27 protein-coding genes are annotated in these 24,959 nt (G+C 70.5%); 12 read left to right on the top strand and 15 right to left on the bottom strand.

Annotated elements, in window-relative coordinates; all coding sequences use genetic code 11:
- Window positions 1–29: 29 nt before the first annotated feature.
- Window positions 30–1,289: an MFS transporter gene (locus tag AB0J55_RS12670; protein WP_364246793.1), complete on the bottom strand. Its 1,260-nt coding sequence runs from the start codon at window positions 1,287–1,289 to the stop codon at window positions 30–32.
- A gap of 54 nt (window positions 1,290–1,343) precedes the next feature.
- On the opposite strand from AB0J55_RS12670, the gene AB0J55_RS12675 reads away from it, so the two are divergent.
- Entirely contained in the window at window positions 1,344–2,078 is a 735-nt protein-coding gene (locus AB0J55_RS12675; protein ID WP_364246796.1) for a helix-turn-helix transcriptional regulator, read from the top strand.
- A 284-nt stretch (window positions 2,079–2,362) separates the two neighbouring features.
- Window positions 2,363–3,109 (top strand): methyltransferase domain-containing protein, encoded by a 747-nt coding sequence (locus AB0J55_RS12680; RefSeq protein ID WP_364246798.1) that lies wholly within the window; start codon window positions 2,363–2,365, stop codon window positions 3,107–3,109.
- Window positions 3,110–3,280: 171 nt separating this feature from the next.
- On the opposite strand, the gene AB0J55_RS12685 is transcribed toward AB0J55_RS12680, so the two are convergent.
- The 4 genes from AB0J55_RS12685 to AB0J55_RS12700 form a co-directional block, all read right to left on the bottom strand.
- Window positions 3,281–4,483: a hypothetical protein gene (locus AB0J55_RS12685; RefSeq protein WP_364246801.1), complete on the bottom strand. Its 1,203-nt coding sequence runs from the start codon at window positions 4,481–4,483 to the stop codon at window positions 3,281–3,283.
- A 389-nt stretch (window positions 4,484–4,872) separates the two neighbouring features.
- On the bottom strand, window positions 4,873–7,161 hold the full coding sequence (locus AB0J55_RS12690) for a tetratricopeptide repeat protein (RefSeq protein WP_364246804.1): 2,289 nt from the start codon (window positions 7,159–7,161) through the stop codon (window positions 4,873–4,875).
- Between the two features lie 147 nt (window positions 7,162–7,308).
- Window positions 7,309–8,190: a DUF1963 domain-containing protein gene (locus AB0J55_RS12695; RefSeq protein ID WP_364246806.1), complete on the bottom strand. Its 882-nt coding sequence runs from the start codon at window positions 8,188–8,190 to the stop codon at window positions 7,309–7,311.
- Window positions 8,191–8,218: 28 nt separating this feature from the next.
- Window positions 8,219–8,365, bottom strand: coding sequence for a hypothetical protein (locus tag AB0J55_RS12700; RefSeq protein WP_364246808.1), 147 nt, complete (start codon window positions 8,363–8,365; stop codon window positions 8,219–8,221).
- A gap of 95 nt (window positions 8,366–8,460) precedes the next feature.
- Between AB0J55_RS12700 and AB0J55_RS12705 the strand changes: the two genes are divergently transcribed.
- A complete protein-coding gene (locus AB0J55_RS12705) occupies window positions 8,461–9,111 on the top strand; it encodes a DUF4230 domain-containing protein (protein ID WP_364246810.1) in 651 nt (216 codons plus the stop codon).
- A gap of 162 nt (window positions 9,112–9,273) precedes the next feature.
- Window positions 9,274–11,721, top strand: coding sequence for a glycoside hydrolase family 3 N-terminal domain-containing protein (locus tag AB0J55_RS12710; protein ID WP_364246813.1), 2,448 nt, complete (start codon window positions 9,274–9,276; stop codon window positions 11,719–11,721).
- Between the two features lie 42 nt (window positions 11,722–11,763).
- Here the strand turns inward: AB0J55_RS12710 and AB0J55_RS12715 are convergent, their stop codons facing one another.
- Both AB0J55_RS12715 and AB0J55_RS12720 read right to left on the bottom strand, forming a co-directional pair.
- Complete coding sequence (locus tag AB0J55_RS12715; RefSeq protein WP_364246816.1) at window positions 11,764–12,462, bottom strand: VOC family protein; 699 nt, start codon at window positions 12,460–12,462, stop codon at window positions 11,764–11,766.
- Between the two features lie 219 nt (window positions 12,463–12,681).
- On the bottom strand, window positions 12,682–13,026 hold the full coding sequence (locus tag AB0J55_RS12720) for a hypothetical protein (protein ID WP_364246819.1): 345 nt from the start codon (window positions 13,024–13,026) through the stop codon (window positions 12,682–12,684).
- 3 nt (window positions 13,027–13,029) lie between these two features.
- Here AB0J55_RS12720 and AB0J55_RS12725 point away from each other — a divergent pair, with 3 nt between their 5' ends.
- Window positions 13,030–15,729: a tetratricopeptide repeat protein gene (locus tag AB0J55_RS12725; protein ID WP_364246821.1), complete on the top strand. Its 2,700-nt coding sequence runs from the start codon at window positions 13,030–13,032 to the stop codon at window positions 15,727–15,729.
- Window positions 15,730–15,763: 34 nt separating this feature from the next.
- On the opposite strand, the gene AB0J55_RS12730 is transcribed toward AB0J55_RS12725, so the two are convergent.
- The 4 genes from AB0J55_RS12730 to AB0J55_RS12745 form a co-directional block, all read right to left on the bottom strand.
- Window positions 15,764–16,342 carry an LUD domain-containing protein gene (locus AB0J55_RS12730; RefSeq protein WP_364246824.1) on the bottom strand — a complete coding sequence of 193 codons (579 nt, stop codon included), beginning with the start codon at window positions 16,340–16,342 and terminating at the stop codon, window positions 15,764–15,766.
- A complete protein-coding gene (locus AB0J55_RS12735) occupies window positions 16,339–17,766 on the bottom strand; it encodes a lactate utilization protein B (RefSeq protein WP_364248177.1) in 1,428 nt (475 codons plus the stop codon). Before AB0J55_RS12735 ends, AB0J55_RS12730 begins: the two co-directional genes overlap by 4 nt.
- Before the next feature lie 17 nt (window positions 17,767–17,783).
- Window positions 17,784–18,509: a (Fe-S)-binding protein gene (locus AB0J55_RS12740; protein WP_364246827.1), complete on the bottom strand. Its 726-nt coding sequence runs from the start codon at window positions 18,507–18,509 to the stop codon at window positions 17,784–17,786.
- 71 nt (window positions 18,510–18,580) lie between these two features.
- Window positions 18,581–19,150 carry a TetR family transcriptional regulator gene (locus tag AB0J55_RS12745; RefSeq protein ID WP_364246830.1) on the bottom strand — a complete coding sequence of 190 codons (570 nt, stop codon included), beginning with the start codon at window positions 19,148–19,150 and terminating at the stop codon, window positions 18,581–18,583.
- A gap of 77 nt (window positions 19,151–19,227) precedes the next feature.
- Between AB0J55_RS12745 and AB0J55_RS12750 the strand changes: the two genes are divergently transcribed.
- The gene (locus tag AB0J55_RS12750) at window positions 19,228–19,914 is read left to right on the top strand and encodes an SDR family oxidoreductase (RefSeq protein ID WP_364246833.1); all 687 of its coding nucleotides are present in this window, start codon (window positions 19,228–19,230) and stop codon (window positions 19,912–19,914) included.
- An 18-nt stretch (window positions 19,915–19,932) separates the two neighbouring features.
- Here AB0J55_RS12750 and AB0J55_RS12755 read toward each other — a convergent pair whose 3' ends face one another.
- Window positions 19,933–20,337, bottom strand: a complete 405-nt coding sequence (locus AB0J55_RS12755) for an STAS domain-containing protein (RefSeq protein WP_364246836.1) — start codon at window positions 20,335–20,337, stop codon at window positions 19,933–19,935.
- A gap of 142 nt (window positions 20,338–20,479) precedes the next feature.
- On the opposite strand from AB0J55_RS12755, the gene AB0J55_RS12760 reads away from it, so the two are divergent.
- Together AB0J55_RS12760 and AB0J55_RS12765 are read left to right on the top strand one after the other, a co-directional pair.
- Window positions 20,480–21,031 carry a Chromate resistance protein ChrB gene (locus AB0J55_RS12760; protein ID WP_364246839.1) on the top strand — a complete coding sequence of 184 codons (552 nt, stop codon included), beginning with the start codon at window positions 20,480–20,482 and terminating at the stop codon, window positions 21,029–21,031.
- Window positions 21,028–21,429 (top strand): YkvA family protein, encoded by a 402-nt coding sequence (locus AB0J55_RS12765; RefSeq protein WP_364246842.1) that lies wholly within the window; start codon window positions 21,028–21,030, stop codon window positions 21,427–21,429. The genes AB0J55_RS12760 and AB0J55_RS12765 overlap by 4 nt, the downstream gene beginning before the upstream one ends.
- Here the strand turns inward: AB0J55_RS12765 and AB0J55_RS12770 are convergent.
- The 3 genes from AB0J55_RS12770 to AB0J55_RS12780 form a co-directional block, all read right to left on the bottom strand.
- Window positions 21,422–21,595 (bottom strand): DUF397 domain-containing protein, encoded by a 174-nt coding sequence (locus tag AB0J55_RS12770; RefSeq protein WP_364246845.1) that lies wholly within the window; start codon window positions 21,593–21,595, stop codon window positions 21,422–21,424. The two genes, AB0J55_RS12765 and AB0J55_RS12770, sit on opposite strands and share 8 nt — an antisense overlap.
- A gap of 65 nt (window positions 21,596–21,660) precedes the next feature.
- Window positions 21,661–21,846 carry a DUF397 domain-containing protein gene (locus tag AB0J55_RS12775; protein WP_364246848.1) on the bottom strand — a complete coding sequence of 62 codons (186 nt, stop codon included), beginning with the start codon at window positions 21,844–21,846 and terminating at the stop codon, window positions 21,661–21,663.
- A 21-nt stretch (window positions 21,847–21,867) separates the two neighbouring features.
- Window positions 21,868–22,731 (bottom strand): helix-turn-helix transcriptional regulator, encoded by an 864-nt coding sequence (locus AB0J55_RS12780; protein WP_364246851.1) that lies wholly within the window; start codon window positions 22,729–22,731, stop codon window positions 21,868–21,870.
- 157 nt (window positions 22,732–22,888) lie between these two features.
- On the opposite strand from AB0J55_RS12780, the gene AB0J55_RS12785 reads away from it, so the two are divergent.
- The 4 genes from AB0J55_RS12785 (at window position 22,889) to AB0J55_RS12800 (ending at window position 24,958) form a co-directional block, all read left to right on the top strand.
- Window positions 22,889–23,221, top strand: coding sequence for a hypothetical protein (locus AB0J55_RS12785; protein ID WP_364246854.1), 333 nt, complete (start codon window positions 22,889–22,891; stop codon window positions 23,219–23,221).
- A complete protein-coding gene (locus AB0J55_RS12790; protein ID WP_364246857.1) occupies window positions 23,218–23,754 on the top strand; it encodes a helix-turn-helix domain-containing protein in 537 nt (178 codons plus the stop codon). Before AB0J55_RS12785 ends, AB0J55_RS12790 begins: the two co-directional genes overlap by 4 nt.
- A gap of 182 nt (window positions 23,755–23,936) precedes the next feature.
- Window positions 23,937–24,320 (top strand): hypothetical protein, encoded by a 384-nt coding sequence (locus AB0J55_RS12795; protein ID WP_364246860.1) that lies wholly within the window; start codon window positions 23,937–23,939, stop codon window positions 24,318–24,320.
- On the top strand, window positions 24,317–24,958 hold the full coding sequence (locus AB0J55_RS12800) for a Scr1 family TA system antitoxin-like transcriptional regulator (RefSeq protein WP_364246863.1): 642 nt from the start codon (window positions 24,317–24,319) through the stop codon (window positions 24,956–24,958). The genes AB0J55_RS12795 and AB0J55_RS12800 overlap by 4 nt, the downstream gene beginning before the upstream one ends.
- Window position 24,959 lies beyond the last annotated feature (1 nt).

The raw sequence follows: 24,959 nt of genomic DNA on the forward strand, positions 1-24,959 counted from the left end.
TGCCAGCCGAAGCCGAGGATCCGCGCCGATCACCTCTGCCCGCTCGATTCTTCGTCCGGGGTGTAGTGCCAGAACGACCTCGCCAGGACCGCGCCGGTCAGGACGAGTACCGCGCAGGTCAATGCGGTCGCCGACCAGGCCACGGCAAGGGGCAGCGCCGAGGCCATGATGCCGGCGCGGAGGTCGCCGAGGCGGGGGCCGCCGGTGACGACGACGGTGTACACGCCCTGCAGCCGGCCGCGCATCCGGTCGGGGACGGCGGTCTGCAGGATCGTCTGCCGGTACACCGCGCTGACGAGGTCGGCCGCGCCGGCGACGATGAGCAGCGTGACCGCGAGCCACAGGCTCGGGGCGAGGCCGGCCAGCGCGACGGCTCCGGCCCAGACCACCACCGCCGCGGTGAGGGCGGCGCCTTGGCGCCGCACCCGGCCGATCCAGCCGCTGGACAGCCCGGCGAGCACCGAGCCGATCGCGATCGCGGAGTAGAGCAGGCCGATTCCGCCGCCCCACCGCGTTTCGGCCGCTTCGGGGAACAGAGCGGTCGGCATGGCCAGCACCATCGCGGCGATGTCGACCAGGAAGGACATCAGCAGGACCTGGCGGCCGGCGAGGAACCGCAGGCCGTCGAGGACCGAGCGCAGGCCGGGGCGGCCGAGGGGCGCCGCCGGCGGCAGGGGCGGGAGCCGGAAGGTGGCGTAGAGCGCGGCGGTGAACAGCACCGCGTCGGCGCCGTAGGCGTAGCAGAACCCGTTCGGCAGGGCGAGGAGAACACCCGCGACGAGCGGACCCAGAACCTGTCCGACCGTCGAGGCGGTGTAGTTCAGCGAGTTGGCCGCGGGCACCAGATCCGGCGTGACGAGGGCCGGGACGATGGCGCCGCGGACCGCGGACGACACCGCGAACCCGCCGGACTGCACGGCGACCAGCGCGAGGATCAGCGGCACCGACCGGACCCCGGCCACCGCCTGGGCGAGCAACCCGAGCGTGACCGTCCAGGTGAGCGCCGAGGAGACCAGGTACAGGCGGCGCCGGTCCACGGCGTCGGCGATCGCGCCGCCGTAGAGCCCGAACACCAGGATCGGGACGAGCCCGGCCAGCCCGGCGAGACCGACGTCGAACGACGAGTGCGACAGGTCGTAGAGCTGCACCGGCACGGCGACTTCGGTCACCACCGTCCCGACCACCGCGGCGCCCTGGCCGAAGAAGGTCCGGCGGAACACGGGATTCGCCAGCGGCCGGGTGTCCACGGCGAGCCGGCGGAGGCGGTTCTTCGGAGCGCTGGTCGTCATGCGCTCACGTTCGCAGCGACCGCCGGGGCCGCACTTCCGATAATCTGTCGACTTGTGTCAGAAAACCGCCACCAGCACGCGGCCGGGCAGGTCATCGAGCGCCACCGGCACGACGAGCACCAGCTGGTGTACGTCATCCGGGGCGTGCTCGCGGTCCGCACCGACCGCGGCGCGTGGGTCGCCTGCGCCGATCGCGCCGTCTGGATGCCCGCCGGCACCTGGCACGAACACCGCGTCTACGGCGCTTCCGAGGTGCTCACGCTGATGTTCCCCAGCCACGACGCGCCGTTGGACGGCACCGCACCCGCGGTCATCGCCGTCAACGCGCTGCTGCGGGAGCTCCTCATCGCCGCCACCGAGCCCGGCCTCGGTGCCGCCGAGGCCGCCCGGCTCCACTCGGTGCTGCGCGACCGCCTCCGCCGCGCCCACGACCGGCCGCTGACCCTGCCCGTGGCCCGCGACCCCCGCTTGGCCCACGCGTGCCGCCTCGTCACCGAAGACCTCAGCCGGCCCCGCACGACGGCGTGGCTGGCCCGGCACACCGGGACCAGCGAGCGCACGCTGTCCCGGCTGTTCCGCGTCGAGTTCGGCACCACCTACCCGCAGTGGCGCACCACGACGCGGGTGTTCCACGCGATGATCCAGCTCGCGGAGGGCGCCAGCGTCACCCGGACCGCACACCGGTGCGGCTGGGCCACGCCGAGCGCGTTCGTCGAAACGTTCACCCGCACGATGGGGCGGACACCCGGCTCCTACCGGGCCGGGCAGCCTCGGCGTCAGGGACCGTGACAACCCGGACCCGGCCAGCCGGCGAACGGAGATCGGCTGGGCCGTGTTCGGCTGACGTCGTCGCCCATCGGCTCACCGGCAACGTGACCGAGTCCGCCGCCCGAATCGGGGTCGACGCGATAACCGGTGGACCGGCACGGGCGATCCGCCTAGCCTTCCGCAGAACCCGTGTGGCCTTCCGTCCGAAGAGGTGCATTGCATGAATGTCCAGCCAGCCCGGCCGTCGACGGCCGACCCAGCGCTGATCACCGTGCACTCCCCCTTGGACGTGAGGAATCCCCGAAGTGGATCTACCCCGTAGCTTCACCATCCGCGAGAGCAGCCACCGCATCCACAACCCGCTCACCAGCCGGAAACTGGCCGACCTGGGCGAGGCGCTGAACCCACCCCCCGGCACCCGGATGCTCGACCTGGCCTGCGGCTCAGGCGAGTTGCTGTGCACCTGGGCCCGCGATCACCACATCACCGGAACCGGCGTCGACATCAGCACCGTGTTCCTGGCCAAGGCCCGGGCACGAGCGGCCGAGCTGAAGGTCACCGAACAGGTCGCTTTCATCCACGGCGACGCGTCCGGCCACGTCGCCCACGACCCGGTCGACATCGGGTCATGCCTCGGCGCAACCTGGATCGGAGGCGGTGTTGCCGGCACCGTGGACCTGCTCCGGCGTAGCCTGCGGCCTGGCGGCATCATGCTGATCGGGGAACCGTACTGGCGCAGGGATCCCCCGGACCAGGCCACGGTCGAAGCCTGCCACGCCACCAGCGAAGCCGACTTCCGCGGCCTTCCGGAGCTGCTGGAACAGTTCGGGGAGCTGGGTTGTGACGTCGTGGAGATGGTCCTGGCCGACCAGGACAGCTGGGACCGCTACGCCGCGGCCCAGTGGCTCAACACCCGCCGCTGGCTGGACGCGAATCCCGACGACGAGCTGGCCGGGGGGATGCGCGCGGAACTCACCGCCGCTCCGGCGCGCCATGCCCGGTATCAACGCGAATACCTCGGCTGGGGTGTTTTCGCTCTGATGGACCGCTGACACCGGCGGCCGAGTGAGTCCCGGCGCCACGGCACCGGGACTCACTCGCATCGGCATGAGCCCGCGTCCGCTGGACGACCCGGTCAGCGGCATGAGCGGACATTTGTTCAGCCTCGAATCGGTGCCGCCGGTACGGCCACCGGTGGTTCGTCGGTCCACCAGACCGGACGATCACCAGTCCATGTTCGTAACTTGATCCAACCGGTAGCTCATCGCCTCCAGGTAGGCGTCGAAATCGTGCGCGTTCGCTGCGAGTTCAGCACGGGTCTTGGCGTCGAAGGCGTAGTCCATGCCGTCCTCGATCCACTTGATGGCGTTACGGTAAGCGCCCGCGGCGATCCAGGAGTCGAAGTCGTCGAAGACCGCACAGATCCTGTTGTAGTCCTCGACAACGGCGGGCACGAGGCCGAAGTGCGGCGACTTGCTGATCTTGCTCAGTGTCGCGGGGATGACACCGATTCCTGGAACGTGGAAGTGCACGGTCGCGCCGCGCTTGTCGAACCCACCGTGGCCGTAGGTGTTGCGGTAGGTCTCGGCGAGGTCCCGCAACGCCTCGTACTTCTTTTGGGCGACCAGGTCGGCGTTCAGGTCGAACAAGCGCTTGAACTTGTCGCCCCAGTTCAGGCCGATGAAGCCGGTGACGGTCTCTTCTTCGGGGTTGAAGTCGGCGAACGCCAGGCACCCGACGAGGGTGTGCTCGAGCAGGCTGAAGTACGCCATGATCATGGCGAACGTGTTCCACCAGCCCTCTGCGTCAGCATCGGCCTGGCGGCGCCAAGCCGCAAAGGCGTCGACAAGGATGTTCGAAGCGTCATCCGCGTTCGTCAGCACCTCCACACGGCCGTCGCCCCGGAAGGCGATCTCCGCGCCGTCGCGGAAGTAGCGGTAGGCCTCACGCAACCGGTGGTACTGGTTGCCGATCACAACGTCTCCCGCGCTGACCTGCTCCTTGCTGATCGGCTCCAACACATCCTTCTCGATCACCTTCTGGCCCTTGACTGTGGCCTGCACAATGCACTGGAACAGTCTCTTCGCCTCCGCCTCCTCGGCAATGCCGGTACGGTCGACGTAGACACGCAGCCCGAACTTCTCCGACGCGATGGAGCAGGTCGTCTGCCCGACTTGGAAGACAAACTCCCAGTCCAGCTTCTCCGAACGGCCCAGGCCGTGACACCCGAGGAAGATGTAGATCAGCTTGACCACGGGGCTCAAGGGCAAAGATTCGCGGCTGACGGAAAAGCGCCACGAGGGCGTAGCACTGGATCGCGCGAACCCAGGCGCGCTGGACTCGGCGGGACCGAACCCGCGCATGACGCGGTTCAGCCTCGCTCGCACCTCATCCCGCATCTGGCTCGCACCGTCGCCTTCAGACATCAGCCGCTCCTTTGTGTCGACTCTCTACTCGATCACTCCGGCAAGCCTTGGCGTTACCCACGTCACCCGTCCAGTTGACGAGGTCCACGAGGTCGTGCCGCTACGCGCGCTGGTGAACGAGGTGAAGGCCTGCCGCGCGCCCGCCGGCAACAGTTGGAGGCCCTGGACAGCCGCGTGCCGCGACACGCTACCGCTACCGGGCCGCAGGAGACGCGGGCAGGGCCGATCCCGCTGCAGGAAGCCACTCTCGCCGACAGAGGCCGTCTCCGAACCCGACCATCCCATCGCCAAGGTCGTACCTCAGAACCTGGACCAAATCCGCCGAACCTGATCAAACAACCCCGCCATCGCTACTCACGATCTCGGCCTTGACGGACTCGGATGCCATGTCACTGCTGGTCGCGTTGTCCTGGATCATCGGTCCTTGCTGTCGATGGATCTTTTGCCCATTTCACGGTAAGTTCGGCGGTTGCGGCCTGGATCTGTTGGACTTTGTCGGGTTCGTTCAGCGGGCGCAACAGGACAAGAGCTCGTTGGTAGCAGTCCGCCGCGTCATCGAATCGTGACAGTTCGCCATACACAATTCCGAGATCAGTCAGAACATGACCTTCGGTGTATCGGTCGCCGATTTCCCGGCAGGCCGCAAGCGACCGTCGATGACAGTCGGCTGCCGTGTCGAGTTGCCCGAGTCCGCGGTACGTGACGCCCAGATCGTACAGCGCGCGGGATTCACCATACCGATCACCCAGTTCACGGCGTATGGCGAGCGATTTTTCATAGTGGTCGAGGGCTTGGTCGAATCGTCGAAGATCGCGATACGTGGTACCGAGATCGGCGAGTATGCGGCCCTCAGCGTACCTGTCGCCACCCGCTCGGCACACGGCGAGCGCTCGCCGGTAGGCGAATATGGCGTCACTCAACTGGCCGAGATCGTTGTAAGCGACGCCGAGGTTGTTCAGCGTGCGCCCTTCCGCGTACGTGTCGCCGACCTGTCGGAAGACGGTCAACGCCCGTTGGTAGCAGTCGATTGCCTGGTCGGCCTTTCCGAGGTCCCGGTAGGCGATTCCCAGGCTGGCAAGGTTCATTCCTTCTCCGTGCCGGTCGCCGATTTCCCGGCGGATCGTGAGCGCCTGCTGGTAATGATCGAGCGCTTCGCCGAAACGGCGCACTTCCCGGCAGGCGATGCCGAGATTGCCCAGGCACGCCGCTTCGCCGTAGCGGTCACGCAGGCGACGTGCGGAAGTCAGGGCCAACCTGTTGGTGGCAATCCAGTCGGACCAGTGTTTGCGGAGGTCGAAGTAGAAGAACAGGCTCAGCGTGATGTCGCGTGCGTGTTCGTCATGACCGGTCTGGTGGGCAACGGTGACAACGGCCACCAGGTTGGCGCGTTCGGCGTCCAGCCACGACAACGCCGCTCCGCGGTCAGGAAACCGCATGGCACGGTCATTGGCAGTCAGACGCAGATTCAGGTGCGTGTCAGCCGCGTGGGCCACGTCGCGGTAGTAGCCCAGCAGCCGGGTGAGAGCGGCATCGCGATCGGTCGCCGGCTCATCCTGGTAGCAGCGTTCCTGGGCATACAGCCGTAGCAGGTCATGCATGCGATAGCCCGCCACCTCGGCGGCGTGGTGGATCAGATGTGCCCGCCGCAACCCGTTCAGTTCGCGGCGGGTTGTGTCCTCGTGCGCGCCGGCCAGCGCTGCCGCCGCACCCAGGCTGACTCTGGGCCCCGGGTTCAGTGCCAGCAACCGGAACAGTCGCGCCTGTTCGGTAGGCAGGTGTCGATACGACGCGTCGAACGCCATCCGTACCGCGACCGAGTCACCGTAGGCCAGTTCTCCGAGCCGGTCCCGACCGGTCGAGAGCACATCGACCAGTTCGCCAAGCGACTGGCCGGGTTGATCGGCTAGCAACTCGGCGGTGATCCGCAAGGCGAGCGGCAGGTATCCGCACAGGTCCGCCAGCAAGGCCGCCGCGTCCGGGTCATTCCTGACCCGCGCGTCGGTCGGGTGTGCGGCGGTCAACGCCTGTTCGAGGACGGCGATGGCTTCAGCCTGCGGCAGCACGTCTACTTCGACCCGCCGGGCACCGGCGATGGGCAGAGTATGACGACTGGACACCAGCATTCGGTGCGCAGTGCTGCCCGGCCGCAGTGGGCGGACCTGATCCAGTGCGGCGGCATTGTCGGCGATGATCAGCACCCGCCGGCCCTCGGCAGCCCGGGCGGCGAGTTCCGACCGGTACAGGATCTCCCGTTCGGCGTGACCGGGTGGGATGTGCTCGCCGGCCACGCCGAGAGCGCGTAGGAGGACGGCCAGCCCCGACGTGGCGTCGATGCGCCGTGCGCGGTCGTAACCGTGCAGGTCGATGAACAGCACTCCGCCCACGAACCAGCCCGCCTCCTCCGCGCGCCGGGCCGCCCGCACGACCAGGGCGGTCTTGCCGATGCCCGCCAGTCCGGCGACGGTGCATACCAGCGCCACGTCGGTCGCTGCTTCAGCGGGCGCCAGCACCGCTGCCAGCGCGGTCAGTTCGGCCTCGCGTCCGGTGAATCCCTCGTCCGCTGGCAGCCCTGCCAATGCCGCTCGCGCGGGTGCATGGAAATGCACGGCGCCGACCTTTCCGGCCTGTACGACGCCTCCGATGAAATCGCCCGCCAGCTGGTTACGCGACTCGGTCACGACCACATTATCGACCCTGCGTCATCGTTTCCGATCGAGCACTCCCTCGTCGGCGTCAGCGCACGTTCCAGTCGCTCCGCACCGGCCCGCCGGCGGGGGCTCACGGCTTCCGCGAACGGCGGAGACGTCGCGCCCCGTGGTCCTCAGCTACTCCGTGAACATAGTCAGCGACCGAACCCGCTCGAAGCGACGAGCCGCCAGGTCTTCGTGGCGGATCAAAAAGCGGCCGACGTGTACCTGGTCCTCCGTCTGGAACTGAGCCAGCGGTATCCACTCCCTCATCAGCCGGATCGTCTCCTCCTCCACGAGCCGGTCGCGGTCCGGTGCGTCCGGTGGGGTCGAGTCCTCCGCCATTTCGTACTCGGCGTTTTCGCCGATGCCCAGCTCCGTCGAATAGCCGCCGAGGTAGAGGTCGGCGCCCGTCGTCACCTGCGGCCAAAGCTGCTTGAACACGGTGCGGAGCTCTTCGAGGTGGGTGGTGTCGCCGACCTGCCGGCGGACGGCGTCCGACTCGAACTCGAGGTTCTCGGGTTCGTCGAACCAGCCCGGCATCTCCGGCTGGACCAGCGCCACGAGGTCGGACTGCGGCCGGAGGAACACCTCGTCGTGGGGTGGTGGCTGTTCTACCTGCACGGTGGCGGTGCCGGCCGGAATGTGGACGACCCGGGCGAACCCGGGCGCGTGCAGGTCGTGCTCGTGCGCCAAGAAGAACAACAGCGACCCGTCCGCCGGGAGCTCCAGGCCGTCGGCTCGCGGCAGCTTCGCGCAGTCGACCGAAGCGACGAACGGCAGCGGCAACCGGTCCGGGCCGCTGATGTCGGCGTACGGCCATTCCGCGCCGGCCGGCAGGCGGGGCAGGCCGCCGTTCTGTCCGACCACACCACCTTCGCGCTCGGCCGGGCCGATGCCGTACCGGTGGGCGTTGCACACCCAGATCGCCACCCGGAGAAAACGGCCGATCCGGTCGGCCGCTTCGGCCGGGATGCCGCGCTCGGCCGCCGCACTCCGAAGCTGTTCGAGATGGTTCATGGCCGAGCACTCTCGCACACCCCGATGATCAGCCGACCACGAACCACGCCGCCACGGGCTCCCGGTTCGCGGGCTCGCCGAGCTTGGTGCCCTTGCGGTAGCCGCCGAAGATCATGGCGAGCAGGAGGATGACGAAAACGGCGAGCACGATCCACAGCCACAGGGACTTGCGCACGGCGGTTCCCCTCGTCGTCGGAGAGATTCGAGCGAGGTCACCGTACCGCCGCGGCCGTCGCTTAGCCGGGTGACGAATTGGGTATACCTCCCGGTATGGGTGCTTGGGGCAAGCGGCTCGTCGCGTTGGCCGTGTCCGTGATCGTTCTGCTCGCCGCGGTACTGGTCGCCTCGGCGGTGCACCTGTTACCCCAGCTGCGCAATCCGTTCGCCCAGCAGACCGAGGAGCACTCCGGCCCGGTGCTGCTGCAGTCGATCGTCGAGCTCTCACGCTACGAGGCCGCCAGCGGGTCGTTCCAGGTCGTCGTCGACATCACCACCAGCTCGGCGCTGCCGAGCTTCCTCGTGGGCAGCGACACGATGTTCATCGGCGTCGGCACGGACAACGCCTTTGTGGACTTCTCGCGGCTGAAGGGGGACGCGGTCCAGGTGTCCGACGACCGCCAGTCCGCCACGATCACGCTGCCCCACGCGCAACTGGAGCCGGCGACCCTCGACGTCCACGAGTCGCATGTGTACGCCCAGCAGCAGGGATTGTTCACGCGCATCAACGAGTTCCTCACCGGCAACCCGAATTCGCAGCAGGCGCTCTACGAGCTCGCCCAGAAGCAGATCCAGGCGGCGGCCGCGAAGAGCTCGCTGGTGGCCGACGCGGAGCGCAACACCCGGACGATGCTCGTCGGGCTGCTGCAGTCGCTGGGCTTCAAGAACATCACCGTCAAGTACGCCGACAACGCCGCGGGCTGACCCCGGCGCCACCCTGACCTCCGACCTCCACGGCGTGCCGGCCGACCTGCCCTCCTGAACCGGCGACGCGGCCGTTCGGCGCTTTACAGCCCGGCGGAAGGTGCCTACGGTGCGCTCGCACCACGCGGCCGGTCCGCGCCGTTCACGGCTGAAGGAGGTCAGGTGTTCCGCCACCACAGACGCAGTACCCGCGCCACCATCACGGTGCTCGCGGCGGCGGTTCTGCTCGCCGTTCCCGCGTTCACCGCCAGCAGCAGTGCCGCCATCGATCCGGGCGCCACGCCCTGGCTCGACACCCATCGCCCGGTGCCCGCGCGGGTGGAGGCGCTGCTGCACGCCATGACGCTGCCCGAGAAGGTCGGCCAGATGGACCAGCAGCTGGTCACCACGCTGACCGATCCGAACGGCACCACGTGCGGGAACAACGGTTTCAACCTTCCCAATCCCGATTGCCTGCGGAAAGTCCTCATCGACGCCCACGTCGGTTCGATTCTCGCGGGCGGGACCGAAAACCCGGTCGACACCACGGGCAAGGGCGGCGTCGGCAACACCGGATACGACTGGGCCACCGAGTACAACATCATCCAGCAGTTCGCGATCAAGAACTCGCGCCTGCACCTCCCGGTCGTGTTCGGCGTCGACGCGGTGCACGGCTTCGGCCACCCGTGGCAGGCGCCGCTGTTCCCGCAGTCCATCGGCATGGGCGCCACCTGGGACCCCGCGCTCGCCCAGGCCGGCGGCAAGGCGACCGCGGACGCCCTGCGCGCCACCGGCTGGACCTGGAACTTCGCCCCGGTCCAGGACATCGCGCGCGACAACCGGTGGGGCCGCACCTACGAGACGTGGGCCGAGCAACCGGCCCTGGCGGCCGCGATGGGCGCCGCGAACATCAAGGGCATGCAGGCGCCCGGCAGGCGCGGTGAGCTGAACGTCAGCGCGACGGTCAAGCACTTCGCCGGCTACTCGCAGTCGATCAACGGCCACGACCGGGCCGAGGCGCTGCTGCCGATGAACTACCTCCAGACGACGATCCTGCCGCCGTACGCGGCCGGGATCGACGCGGGCGCCGGGACGGTCATGGTCAACTCCGGTTCCATCAACGGCGTTCCCGCCACCGCGTCGCGCTACCTGCTGACCGACATCCTCCGCAACCAGATGCACTTCCAGGGGGTCGTGATCAGCGATTACCAGGACGTCACCGCGTTGCAGACCGCCTACCACATCGCGGCGGACCTCCCGGGTGCCATCGCCGCCGCCGTGAACGCGGGCGTCGACATGAGCATGCAGGTCTCCGACCCGGCCGGCTGGCAGGCCGCTATCCTGCAGGCCGTCGACACGGGCAGGATCCCGCCCCAGCGGATCGACCAGGCCGTGCGCCGCATCCTCACGCTGAAGTTCCAGCTCGGCCTGTTCGACCAGCCGTGCGTGGCCGACCCGGCGAAACCGTGCGTCGACGCGAACGCCGCCAACGCCGCCGTCACCGCGAGCCGCGACCAGACGCTGAAAGCCGCGCGGGAGTCGATCACGCTGCTGCGCAACGAGAACAACGCGCTGCCGTTGCCGGCCGGCGCGAAGGTCGTGGTGACCGGCCCGAGCGCGGACTCGATGACCAACCAGCTCGGCGGCTGGAGCGTGAGCTGGCAGGGCGTGGCCGGCGCCGGGCACGTGTGCTGCATGGGTCCCGAGAACCAGATCCCGCCGGGCACCACCGTGCTGAACGGCATCCGGGCCGCGGACCCGGCCGCGGTCTACGCGCCGGACCAGGCCAGTGCCGTCGCGGCCGCGGCGGACACCAGCGCCTACGTGGCGGTGGTCGGGGAAAAGGCCTATGCGGAAGGGCTGGGCGACAACCCGGCGCCGGAACTGGCGCCCGACCAGCAGGCCCTCGTCTCGGCCCTGGAGGCGACCGGCAAACCGGTGATCGTCGTGGTCGTCGCGGGCCGTCCGGTCGGGCTGGGCCCGGCGGAGAAGGCGAACGCCGTGCTGATGGCCTACCAGGGCAGCACGGAAGCCGGCACGGCGGTGGCGGATGTGTTGTTCGGCAAGACGAACCCCGCGGGCAAGCTGCCGATCAGCTGGCCGTCCGACGCGCCGGCCGTCGGCGCCGACTTCGCCGGCACGGCCCCGTCGCCGCTGGGCGACCAGCCGAAGTTCTTCGACCAGCTGCCCAGCACCGGGTCCGGTCCGGGCAACGCCTACAACCCGCAGTTCCCGTTCGGCTACGGCCTGTCGTACACCACGTTCACCCACACGAACCTGGCGGTGACGCCGAAGGTCAGGCGTGACGGCACGGCCACCGCGACGTTCACCGTCACCAACACCGGAACCCGCGCGGGCACCGACATCGTGCCGGTGTACGTGGCCCAGCCGGTGAGCCCGGTGGTCGTCCCGCCGCAACGGCTGGTCGGCTTCGCACGGGTGACACTCGACCCGGGCCGGTCACAGGTCGTGCGCGTGTCCTTCCCGGCGGCCGCGCTGGCCGAAAGCGCGGCGGACATCAACGCGTCCGGCCCGCCCGTCGTGGTTCCGGGCAGTTATGTGCTGCAGCTGGACAAGAACAGCACGACGCCGTACGCGGTGGACGTGTCGGCGCCGTTCGTGATCCAGTAGCACGGTGGCGGGGCGACGCCGGCGCGTCGCCCCGCCGGCCGGTCAGGTCCGTACGCGGAACTCGGTGCCGTCCGGATCCGCCAGGGCGGCGGTGCTGTCGGTGCGGGCGGCGAGCCGGGTGGCGCCGAGGGAGATCAGGGCGTCGATCGCCGCCTGCTGGCCGCTGTCGGCCGGGAGCAGTTCGAGGCGCTGCCGGTGCGGTTCCGCGGGCGCGTTGTCCCACGTGTCCCAGGCGATTTTCGTGCCGCCGTCCGGTGACTGGATCGCGGTCTGCTCGCCCCGGTCCCACACCAGGGGCCAGCCCAGCGCTCTGCTCCAGAACTCGCCGGCCTGCCGGCTGCCGGCACCGGTGAGCTCGCCCAGCGGGCCGCACCCGGCGAGGTAGGCGTTGCCGGGCTCGATCACGCAGAATTCGTAGCCCGCCGGGTCGGCCAGGACGACGTGCCCCTCCTCGGGTCGCTGCCCGACGTCGAGGTGGCGGCCACCGAGCCGGACCGCCGTGGCCACCGTGCGCCGCTGGTCTTCGAGGTCGGCGCTGGTCAGGTGCAGGTGCATCCGGTGCGTGCCGGGCCGGCCGGCGCGGCCCGGGACGAACCGCAGGCCCAGCTGGGTCTCCCCGCCCGGGAGCAGCACACCGCCGTCGTCCTCGACGACCTCCCGGCCGAGCAGGGCGGCCCAGAAGCGGGCCGGTTCGGCCGGGTCGTCCGCCTCGGACGTCAGTGCCAGCAGTCGGGAAGGCATGACCCGAACGTAGCCACGACCTCCGCGAGGAGGCAAGCCGATAAACGAGGTGATCGAGTGCGGCGACCGTGGCACCGTTGACCATTTTTAGGCCAGTTTTACCGTCGAGACCATTCATCCGCTCCAGGGCACCGTTCGCCGACCACAGGATTGCCGCCCCGACGAGCCCGTCCATAGACTCGAATCCTGGGCAAGTGTGTGTGAGGGGAAATGGAGCACTCACGACTGGTCGTGCACCGCACGATACTCGCGGTGGATATCGAAGGTTACGGTCACCGGAGCAGGACCACGCCGCATCGGCTGGTGGTTCGCCGAGGTCTCGATCTCGCGCTGCGCCGGGCGTTCAAGGAAGCCGGCGTACCCTGGTTCGACTGCAAGCACGAGAGCACCGGCGACGGAAATCTCGTGCTCGTGCCGGCCCAGATCCTCAAAGGACCGGTTGTCGAGGTGCTTCCCGCGTCGCTCGCGAGGGAGCTTCGGCGGCACAATGAAACGCACCGAATCGAGGAGCAGATCCGGCTGAGAATGGCGCTTCACGCGGGGGAAGTCGCCTACGACGACCACGGGGTGACCGGTCCCGCAATCAATCAGACATTTCGCCTGATCGAGGCGCCCCAGCTCAAGATCGCTTTGGCGGAATCGCCGGGAACGCTCGCGCTGATCACTTCGGCGTGGTTCTTCGACGAAGTCGTCCGCAGCAGCACGGTCGCGGATCCTTCGACGTTCCGGCCGGTGCAGGTGGCCGTCAAGGAAACGGTGACCGTCGGCTGGATCAGCCGGCCGGACCACCCGTATCCGCCGGACACCGAAGGGATCGTTCCGGTGGAACCGGAGCCGCCGCCGCGGCGGCCGGAGGCGGTGCCCTTCCCGGCGTCGACGAGCGGCCGCTCCACGCTCCCCCGCGACCTCCCGGCCTTCACCGGCCGCGGGCCGGAGCTGGCCGAGCTCACCGCGACGGTGTCCACCGCCGCGGGACAGGGCACCCTGGGGATGGCCGTCCACGTCGTCGACGGCATGCCGGGCATCGGGAAGACGACGTTCGCCGTCCGCGCCGCCTACCAGCTCGCCTCCCACTTCCCCGACGGCCAGGTGTTCCTCGAACTGCACGGCCACAGTCCCGGGCAGGCCCCCGTGGATCCCGGCGACGCGCTGGCGTCGCTGCTGCTCCTCTGGGACGTCCCGGCGAGCGCCATCCCGGCCGGCCTGGACGACCGTGCCCGGTTGTGGCGGGAGAAGCTGGCCGGGCGGAAGATCCTGCTGCTGCTCGACGACGCCGTCGGGGACGAGCAGGTCCGGCCGCTGCTGCCCGGCAGCCCCGGCAGCCTCGTGCTGGTCACCAGCCGGCGCCGGATCGAGTCCGTCGCCGATGCGAGCCCGGTGTCGCTGCAGACCCTCCCGCCGCCGGACGCCGCCGCGATGTTCCAGCGCTACACCGGCGCGCCCGGGCATGATCCCCGGGCCGTGGCCGAGCTGATGGCGATGTGCGGGTACCTGCCGCTGGCCATCACGCTCACGGCCGGCCGGCTGCGGAACCACCCCTGCTGGACGCCCGGGCAGCTGGCCGACGACCTCAGGTGCTCCCGCACCCGGATCACGATGCTGCGCGCGGGCAACCGGACCGTCGCCGCCGCGTTCGACCTCTCGTACCGGGACCTGAGCCCGGCCGAGAAGCGCCTCTTCCGCCGTCTCGGCCTGCACCCCGGCACCCAGATCGACACGCGCGCGGCGGCGGCGCTGGACGGCGAAGACCCGGAACCCACGGGTGACCGTCTCGACGCGCTGTACCTCGATCACCTGCTGGAAGAGGTGGCTCCCGGCCGCTACCGCCTGCACGACCTGACGCGGGCCTACAGCCTGACCCTGAGCAGCGAAGACGGTGACGACAAAGCCTTCGAACGCCTCCTCGACTACTACCTCCACGCCGTCCGGTCGGCGACCCGGTTCGTCGCCACCCGCGGCCCGCGCCCGGAGATCGCCGCCGAGCCGCCGGCGGGGGCCCACGAATTCGAGTCGGAAGGCGAGGCGATCGCCTGGCTGAGCGCGGAACGCGCGAACCTCGGCGCCTGCATCACCTACGCCGCGGTCCACGACCACCTGCACCGGGCCGCCGAACTCGCGGTCGCGCTCCACCCGTACCTCGAGCAGCACGGGTACTGGCACGACGCCCACCGGCTCGACCAGGCGGTGCTGGCCGCGGAACAGGCGGCGGGCAACCTCACGGACGAAGCGGCCACCCGCGCCGACCTGGGCCGGGTGCAGAGCCTGCTCGGCGACCACCCCGCCGCGGTCGGGCACCTGCTCCGGGCCCGGGACCTGTACGCCCGGTCCGGTGACCGGCTCGGTGAGGCCGCCGTGTTGACCGAGATCGGGTTCGCCCGGATGGAGCTTTCCGAGTACCCGGAAGCGATCGAGTACCTCACCCGGGCCCGTGCGCTGTACGAAGAGCTGGAGAACCCGTTCGGTATCGCCGGTGCTCTCGGCAGCCTCGCGAGCGTGCAGTTCCGCCTCGGGCGGCACGACGCCGCCCGAGCCGACGGCGAACGGGCTCTGGCGCTGTACGTCGAGCTCGGCAACCGGCTCGGCGAAGCCTTGAGCCTGCTCTGCCTCGGCTGCACCTACGGTGTCTGCGGAGACTACGCGATCGCGATCGACATCTTCGACCAGGTGCTTTCGCTGTCCCGGGAACTGGGTGACCGCTACACCGAGGCCAGGGCGCTCAACAACCTCGGCCGGATGCATTTCGAGCTCGGCGACTACGGAAAGGCCGACAGCTGTTACAGCAGCGCCCAGCTGATCTACAGCCGGCTGGACAGCCGCACCCGGGAAGCGGTCGCCCTGAACAACCTCGGCCGGCTCCACCACGCGGGCGGCAACTTCCGCCTGGCACTCCTGTATCTGACGCGCGCTCGGATCCTGTTCGGGGGCGACCGGGCGTGGCAGGCCGAAAACCTGAACAACCTCGGCGGTCTCGCCCTGGCGTGGCCCGAAGCAGGCGACGCTTTCGAGTTCTACCGTCAGGCGCTCGACCGGTCGAGAGCCATCGGGATCCGCCTGCAGGAAGGACGAGCGCTCGAGGGGCTCGGCCGGTGTTCCCTGCGCGCGGCGGACGTCGCGGATGGCGTCGCCCGGCTGCAGGAGGCATTGGCCGTGTTCGATGAGCTGAAGGCTCCGGAGGCCAAGGCGGTGCGGGCCGCTCTGGCCAGGCTGGGAGGAGCGTTGCCGGGTGGTCGTTTTTCCTCCGGCTCCGCCCGCGTCCGGGTGAAGTAGCTTCGCGCGAGCGGGATGGAAGTTCCCGCCGCCTTTACTCCGTCACGACGATGACGTGCAAGGTTCTCGGGCCGTGCACGCCTTCCACGCGGGTCAGCTCGATGTCGCTCGTCGCGCTCGGGCCGCTGATCCACGTCTGCGGCCGGGCCGGGTCCAGTGCGGCCACCGCCTGCGGTACGCCCGGGACGATCCGGTCCGCCCGCAGGACGCACACGTGCACGTCCGGGACCAGGCTCGATGCCCGCCGCCCCTGGCCTGGGCCGTGGTCCAGGACGATGGTTCCCGTGGTGGCGATGCCCAGCGCCGCCGTCGTGACCACGGCGTCGTACTCCGCCAGGGCCGTGGATGGGGGCGCGCCCTCGACGGCGACCGGGAATCCCGGTGGTACCAGCACTTTCCGCGCCGGTCCCAGCGCCGTGCGGATCGCGTCCGGCAGTCCGGCGGCGGTGCAGCGGGTGAGGGCCGCGCGGTACTCGACGACGCGGGAAGCGAACAGTTCCACGACGTCCGCCGCCGCGACGCTGCGGTAGGTGCGCGGGACCGCCGCTTCGGTCCGGTCCGCATTCCGCAGCGCGCCGCGGACCGCCGCCAGGATTTCGTCGCGGGCGGTCATCGGCGCCACCAGGCCCGGAACGGTTCGCGCGGTGGGGCCGGCAGGTCGCGGGTGTCCGTCCACAGTGAACCCGGCCACGGCAGGCGGGACAGGGCCCGGCGTCCACCCGGGAGCAGACGGCGGCCGAAGCGCGTCAACGCCCGGCTCGCGATGCCCAACCCGCGCTCGGCGAACTCCAGCCGGCGGGCGTCCGAGAGGATCCAGGACGCCGTTTTCATCGCCGCCGCTTCGGGTTTCGGCGCTCCGCCGCGGTGGGCGTCGACCACCCGGGACCGCAGGTGGACCAGGACCTCGGGGATGTCGATGCGGACCGGGCACGCCTCGAAACAGGCGCCGCACAGGCTGGACGCGTACGGCAGGGAGTCGGTCTGCTCGTCGACGCCGACGCCCTTGAGCAGCGGGTTGAGGATCGCGCCGATCGGGCCCGGGTAGACCGAGCCGTAGGCGTGCCCGCCGGTCCGCTCGTAGACCGGGCACACGTTCAGGCACGCCGAACAGCGGATGCAGCGCAGCGCCTGCCGGCCCACCTCGTCGGCGAGCGCGCGCGTGCGGCCGTTGTCCAGCAGCACCACGTGCAGCTCCTGCGGCCCGTCGCCCGGCGTCACGCCCGACCACGTCGACGTGTACGGGTTCATCCGCTCCCCCGTGCTCGACCGCGGCAGGAGCTGCAGGAACACGTCCAAGTCGGACCACGTCGGCACGACCTTTTCGAGGCCCACCACCGAAACCAGCACCTCGGGCAGCGTCAGGCACATCCGGCCGTTGCCCTCGGACTCGACGACCACCAGGGTGCCGGTCTCGGCGACGGCGAAGTTCGCGCCGGAGACGGCCATCTTCGCCCGCAGGAACTTCTCCCGCAGGTGCAGCCGCGCCGCCCCGGCCAGCTCGGCCGGGTCGTCGGTCAAGCCTTCGGGCGCACCGGCCATCTCGCGGCGGAAGATGTCCCGGATCTCCGCGCGGTTGCGGTGGATCGCCGGCACCAGGATGTGGCTGGGCAGGTCGTCGCCGAGTTGCACGATGAGCTCGGCGAGGTCGGTCTCCCACGCCGTGACGCCGTGCTCGGCGAGGGCCTCGTTGAGCCCGATCTCCTGGGTGGCCATCGACTTCACCTTGACCACCTCGTCGACGCCGTGGTCCACGGCGATCCGTGCGACGACGTCGCAGGCTTCCCGGGCGTCGCGCGCCCAGTGCACGGTCACTCCCCTGGCCTGCAACGACGCTTCGAGCGTCAGCAGGTGCTCGTCGAGGTGGCGCAACGTGTTGTCCTTGATCGCCGCGCCCGCCAGGCGCAGCTCCTCCCACTCGGCCACCTCGCCGACGACGGCCGCGCGCTTGGCCCGGATCGTGCCGGTGGCGTGGGCGAGGTTGCGGCGCAGCTGGGTGTCGGCCAAAGCCTCCCGGGCCGCCGCCGGGAAGGCGGGCATGCCGACGAACGTGGCGCTCACGGTTCCTCCCCGGTCGAGGCCAAAACGTCGGCCAGGTGCAGCACGCGGACGCCGGACCGCTGCCGCGACAGCAGGCCGCCGATGTGCAGCAGGCAGGAGTTGTCGCCCGCGACGAGCACCTCCGCCGCGGTTTCGCGGACGTGCCGGGCCTTGTCCGCGCCCATCGCGGTGGACGTCTCGGCGTTCTTCACGGCGAAGGTGCCGCCGAAGCCGCAGCATTCCTCCGCGGCGGGCAGCTCGACCAGGTCGATCCCGCGGACCGCGCGCAGCAGCCGCAGCGGCTTGTCGCCGACGCCGAGCATGCGCAGCGAGTGGCAGGTCGGGTGGTAGGTGACGCGGTGCGGGAAGGCGGCGCCGACGTCGGTCACGCCGAGCACGTCGACGAGGAATTCGCTCAGCTCCAGCACTTTCGGTCCGGTTTCGGCGAGCTGCGGCTCCCCCGCGCGCCGCGCGACGAGACCGTGCTGGTGCCGGGCCGAACCCGCGCACGAGCCCGACGGCGTCACGACGTAGTCGTAGCCGGCGAACGCCCGCGTGAACGCGCGGACCACCGGCACGGCCTCGTCGAGGTAGCCGGTGTTGACCATCGGCTGGCCGCAGCAGGTCTGCGCCGCCGGGAAGTCGGCGTCCACGCCGAGGCGGCGCAGCAGCCGGAACACCGCCTTGCCCGTGTCGGGGAACAGCGCGTCGTTGATGCACGTGACGAGGACGGCGACCTTCACGCGCGCCCCTTCCCCATTAAAAGGTTTCAACTCTCTGGTGCAGCGACGCTACTACAGACGATTATTACGTTTCAAGTAGGGAAGAGGATGTGCCGCAGAACGCGGGTGAGCCGGTCGGTGAGCGCGGCCGCGGGCAGCTCGGCGAGCGGCCCGGTCCGGGCGATGTACCGGTTGACCGTCACGCCGATCAGCTGCGCCCCGAGCATCGCGACGCGAATGGCGACGTCCTCGCCGTCGACGACTTCGCGGTAGGCCCGGATGCTGCTCTCTTCCATGGCGCCGTACAGCTTCGCCGCCGCCTGCTGGTCCGAGGCGATGCTGCGCAGCAGGACCACGAGCGGGTCGGTGGCCGCGCCGGCCTCCATCCGCTCGACGTAGGCGCGGGCGACGCGCTCGGGCAGCGTGTCCGGGTCGCCGGCGATCACCGCGTCGAGCTCGCGGTGGCCGGGCACGGCGGCCAGGAACAGCTGTTCCTTCGAACCGAACTGCCGCAGGACCAGGCCGTGGGTGACGCCGGCGCGCGACGCGATCTCCCGCACGGTCGCCCGGGCGAACCCGCGTTCGCCGAAGCAGCTGCGAGCGGCGTCCAGGATGTCCTGGCGGTGCCCTTCCGGGTCTCGGCGGTGCGGGCGTCGGGTCATGCGGGTCAATTTACCAACTGGTCAGCAAGCCCTCTATGCTCGTTAATGACCAAGTGGTCAACAGGACGGAGAGAGCCATGAGCACCACGATGATCATCGGCGGCACCGACGGGCTCGGCCGCTTCATCGCCCAGCGGCACGCGGACCGCGGCGCCGCCGTGGTGGTCGCCGGCCGCGACGCGGCCCGCGCCGAGGCGGTCGCGAAGGAGATCGGCCCCGCCGCCACCGGCCTCGGCCTGGACCTCGCCCGCCCGGAGACCATCGCCGCCGCGGCCGCGGGCGTGCCGCCGCTCGACCACCTGGTGATCACCGCCAGCCACCAGCGCCCCAACACGCTGCAGGACTTCGACGTCGCGGAGGCGATCACCGCGGTGACGACCAAGCTGGTCGGCTACACCGAAGCCGTCCGGGTGCTGAGCGCGCACTTCACGCCGGAGGCGTCGGTCGTCCTCTTCGGCGGCCTGGCCAAGGAACGGCCCTACCCGGGCTCGACGGTGATCACGACGTTCAACAGCGCCGTCACCGGCCTGGTGAAGACCCTGGCGATCGAGCTCGCGCCGCACCGGGTCAACGCCCTGCACCCGGGCCTGGTCGGCGACAGCCCCCGGTGGCGCGACGCCGACCTGGGGCCACAGGCCGAGCGCACGCCGATCGGGCGTCTGGTCACCATGGACGAGATCGCCGACGCGACCGACTTCCTGCTCCGCAACGGCGGGATCAACGGCCACGACTTGTTCGTCGACGGCGGTTTCCTCACCCGCTGACAGCCGGCGAGCCGGCCTTCACCGCAGCCGGCGCAGGAGCGAAAGCCAGTCCTCGGCTTCGGCGCGGTCGGCGTGCAGGGGCAGGACGCGGTCGAGCTGCAGCACGCGGACCGGGCGCAGCACCGCACGGCCGGTGGCGATGATCGCGCACGGGATGCCGCGGGCGTGGGCGGTGGTGACGACGTCGAGCAGCACCGCCAGCGCCCCGGCGGAACAGAACGTGACCCCGGCCAGGTCGAGGACCAGGGCCTCCGGTGTCCGGCGCAGTTCCGCTTCCAGCTGCTCGTGCAGCGACGCGGTGACCGTCAGGTCGAGGTCGCCGGTCACCGCCACGACCGTGTGCCCGGCCGTGGGGATCACGGTGACGCGCGTGCGCACCGGGAGAACGTCGGACACCTCGACCTGGCTGGGCGTCGCAAGCATCAGGTGGCCCTCCTCGTCGGGCCGGGAGGCCGCGGCTCCCGGACAGCCGGACATCCGGCAGTGGAGCTACTGCCCAGCCCGCCTGCGGTTCAACCCCGGATCACCGGACCCGGCGACGGTGTTACGGGTGTAACATTGCGACGTGACTCCCGAACCAGGTTGGCTGGTGGTCAGCGTGTCGACCGCGGGTGCGCCGGACTCGCTGCGGGTGCAGGTGTGGCGGAAACTCCGCTCGCTCGGTGCTCTCTACCTGCAGCAGTCGGTGTGCCTGCTGCCCGCGCGACCGCCGGTGGTGCAGGAGATCCGGCGGCTGACCATCCGCATCCGCCACCAGGGAGGCACGGTCCGGGTGCTGTCGATGACCTTCACCGATCCGGGTGAGGAACAGGCGGTGATCACCGACTTCAACACCGCCCGCGACTCCGAGTACGCCGAAGTCCTCCAGCGGCTGCCGCAGCTGCGGCAGGAACTCGCCGACGAGCAGGCCCGCGGCAACGCCACCTACGCCGAGGTCGAGGAGTCGGAAGCCGACCTGCAGCGGTTCCGGAGCTGGCTGGACAAGATCTCCGCCCGCGACTACTTCGGTGCCCCCGCCGGCCGCGCCGCCCGCGAGGCGGTCGAGGAGGCCGCCGCGGAGCTGGCCGCGTTCGAGGAAGCCGCGCTGCGGGCCGAGAATCCCGGTGCCGGGCGATGAACGGCTGGGACCTGCTCATCGGCGTCGCCGCGGCGCTGCTGCTGGCGTGGCTCGTCCTGGTGGGGGCGCTGGTGGTGGTCCGGCCGCGCGGCGGGCTGCTGCGGGAGGCGCTGCGGCTGCTGCCCGACGTCCTGCGGCTCATCCGGCGGCTCGCCGGCGACAAGACGCTCCCCCGCGGTGTCCGGGTGCGGCTCGGGCTGCTGCTGGCCTACCTCGCGCTGCCGATCGACCTGGTGCCGGACTTCATCCCGGTGCTCGGGTACGCCGACGACGCCATCATCGTCACGGCGGTCCTGCGCAGCGTCGTCCGCCGGGCCGGGCTCGACGCGGTGCGCGCCCATTGGCCCGGCACCGACGACGGGTTCGCGGCGCTGGCGCGCCTGACCGGGATCAGCTGATCTCGGCCAGGAAGGCCGACCACCCGGCCTCCGGGACGGTGAAGAAGCCGCCGCGCGGGTCTTTCGAGTCACGGACGGCGGCGCCGTCGCGGAGGATCGCCACCTCGACGCACTCGTTGCCTTCTTGGCCGCTGTAGCTGCTCTTGCGCCACACTGCTTCGTCCACGCCAGCCTCCTTCGCTCGGCGAAGCGGGCGAGTGCCGGCCAGCCCCGGCACTCGCCCGGACTTCGCTACTTCACGGCCGCCAGGAAGGTTGTCCAGGCGGCTTCCGGCACGGCGAAGAACCCGCCGTGCGGGTCCTTCGAGTCACGAACGGCAGCGCCATCGCCGAGGATCGCCACCTCGACGCACTCGTTGCCCGCAGCGCTGTAGCTACTCTTCCGCCACGAACTCTCCCTCACACGAACGTCTTCCATCGTCCATCTCCAGTCTTTTGATCATGTGCTCGCACCCATGATCTCCATGAGCAAGCTGCGAGATCCACCCTGATCCTCGGCAGAGCGCCACAGCTCCTCGAACGAGTCTACGTAGGGTTCGACCTCGCCTTCCCGTTCCAGGTACACGCCCGCTCCGAGCAGCTCGATGTAGCCGATGTCCGGCTCGTTGTCGTCGAAACTCAGGATGCTGAACGGATATCCCATGGCCGGATAGGCGCCGTTTTCGCTCTTCAGGAACCTGATCTCGACGTTCGGCAGCTCCATGAGCTCGGCGATCCGGCGCAGCTGTCCGAGCCAGGTATCACGACCGCCGACCTGAATCCGCAGCACTGCTTCGGTCAGCACACAGCGCACGCCGAGCGGTGACTCGTCCTGTAGGCGAGCCTGGCGGCGGATGCGTGCCCGGACCCGATCCTCGTGCTGCACGTCGCCGGGCGCTCGAAGCCATGCCTCGATGGCACGCGCGTACTCCTCGGTCTGCAGCAGGCCGGGGACCACATCGATCTTGAAGATCCGCACCTCCGACGCTTCGGACTCCAGGGCCACGTACTCGCGCACGTCCGCGGCGAACGCGTCGGCCGAAATCTGCTCCAGCCAGCGGGAACTGTGGGCGGTCTGCGCGTCGCGGAACAGGGCGTCGCGCTCGTCCGGTGGCCGGCTGAAGTGCAGGGCCAGCGTCATCACGTCGGCCGGGGTGATCGGCAGCTTGGCCGTCTCGATGCGCGACTGCTTCGCGTTCGACCAGCCGACCGCCTTCGCGACCTCGATCTGGTCCTGACCGCTTTCCAGCCGCCAGGCCAGGATCGTGCGGGCGATCCGGCGCATGCGGACTCCGGACGTCTTCGCCTTGACCTCGTCGGGCACGGTGCTCCTCTCCTCGAAACCGCCGCCGAGCCTACGGCAGCCGCGTCAACTTGCGCGGTCACCCGATCGACTGACTCTGTAAATTTACAGTTCTTCCCGCTTGCGTGGCATGCAATTTTGCCTGAAAGTGAGGGCACAACCGACCGGGGAGGACCACATGAGCAGCGCGGATGCGTGGGGACGGGTGCCCGCCGCGTGGGAACGGGCGAGCGGCGCCATCACCGTCGCCCGGGAACGGGGCTGGACCTGGCAGGCCCGCCCGGCCGGCTCGGCCGAGCCGCACGAGCTGCTCGGGCGGCGGTGCACCGCCACGCACGACGACGTCGTGGTCATCGAAGCCGGCAAGGACCCGATGCAGGCCATCGGCGCCCGGTTCGCCCCGGGCGACTGGGGCAAGCAGGGCACCTCGCCGCTGCGGGGCCCGGTCACCGGCGCCCCGGACGAGGTGCTGTTCACCGTCCTGGGCTGGACCGGCGAGGAGACGCCATGACCCTGCGTCCCCCGCTGTCGGACCGGCAGCGCCGCACCCTCGCCACCGCCGTGCGGGACACCGACCGCGGCCGGCGCGTCCGCGCCGCGGCCCTCCAGCACTGGTACGACGGCCGCTCCCAGGCCGACGCGGCCGCCCGCGCGAACGTCTCGCCGACGACGATCCGGCGCTGGGTGCGGGTGTTCCAGGAAACCGGCACCGTCCCGAAAGGACAGACGAACCCGGCCGGGCCGGCCACGCTGCACTCGCCGCGTGGCACCGTCGTCGCGCTGTCCACCCGACAGTTCCGGGTCGCCCTCGGCGCGGAACTCCTGGCGGCGCGGCGATTGCGCGGGTGGTCGCGGGCCCGGGTCATCGCCGCCGGCGGCGTCGGCTACAGCCCGGCCATCCTCGGGCACTGGGAACGCGGCAGCCGGGCGATCCCGCTCGTCGCGTTCGCCATCGTCGGCCACGCACTGGGCCTCGACCCCGGGGAGGTGATCCGGCGGTGCTACGACGAGTCGTTTGCCCACGTCCGCGGGCTTCCCCGGTGAGCGGCTCCCTCCCCGGCGTGGAGACTGGAGGGAAACCACGTCCGGGAAGGAAGCCGCCGGCGCCAGGCGCTGCTGGGCCCGGCCCGTCGACGGTAGCGAACCGGTGCCCGGTCGCGGCCGTTTGTCACCGACGCGGGTCAACCCCCTCGGTCACGCCCGTTCCCGCCGAATCCCGTCCCGAGGTGGTGACCGGTGTGCCGCCGTCCGCACCCGAGTGGCCGTCCGAACCCGACCTGCGGCTCGCCGAGCACCCGGAGTTCGTGCTCCTGTGCCGTGTCCTCGGCGGGCTACGCCGACTGTCCTTTCCGGACCGTCCCGCCCCATCCGGAGCCGCCATGCCCCGCGCCACGCACCACCTCGTCGACCTCCTCCGCGCCACCCAGGCCCGGCTCGGCGTGCTCACCACCCGGCTCGCCGACGGCACGGCGGGCCCGGACGAGCAACGGGCCTTCGCCGACCAGGCCGAGGACCTGGCCGACCTGCTCCGCTCCCACGCCGACGACGTCGACGCCGGGATCCTGGCGGCCCCGCGGCCCCTCTTCCACACGAATCGGGAAACAGCATGACGAAACCGCCCCTGCGCCCGGCGTTGCTCCTGCTGGGCAGCGGTCTCCGCGACCTGCGCACCGCGCGGGGACTGGGCCTGCGCGCCCTGGCCCGCAAGCTGGGCCTGGCCGCCGCCGACCTGTCGGCGTGGGAACTGGGCACCCGGCGGCCCCCGGCCGAGGCCGCCGCGTACATCCTCGGCTCCCTGCAGGCGAAGCCGGCGGAGTACCGGCAGCTGATGCACCTGCACCGGCAGAGCGACCAGCCGGCCTACGTCGAGGACGTCAGCCTGCCGTCGCTGGCCGAACGGTACGCGGTCCGCGGATGGGAGTGGGCCCCGCACGAGGTGCCGGACATTCCGCCGTCGGCTCCGCCGGGCATCCTCCTGGTGAGCGAAACCGCCTGGCGGGCGGCCGGCGAGCTGACCCGGCCGGCGCACGTCACGGTCCACGTCGTCCCGGACGCCGCGGGCACGAGCCACGCCTTCCGGATCCTCGAACTGGCCTCGGGCACGATCACGGTGATCCTCGACCACGAGCACGCCCGGATCCACCTGGGCGATTCGCCCACGATCGCCCGCTACCGGGCGACTTTCACGCGGCTGCACCGGAAAGCCCTCGACCGGGCCCGGGAGGCAGCAGCGACGCCGACCCGGTGAC

It is taken from the genome of Amycolatopsis sp. NPDC049688 (assembly GCF_040674975.1).
Taxonomy (GTDB): Bacteria; Actinomycetota; Actinomycetes; order Mycobacteriales; family Pseudonocardiaceae; genus Amycolatopsis.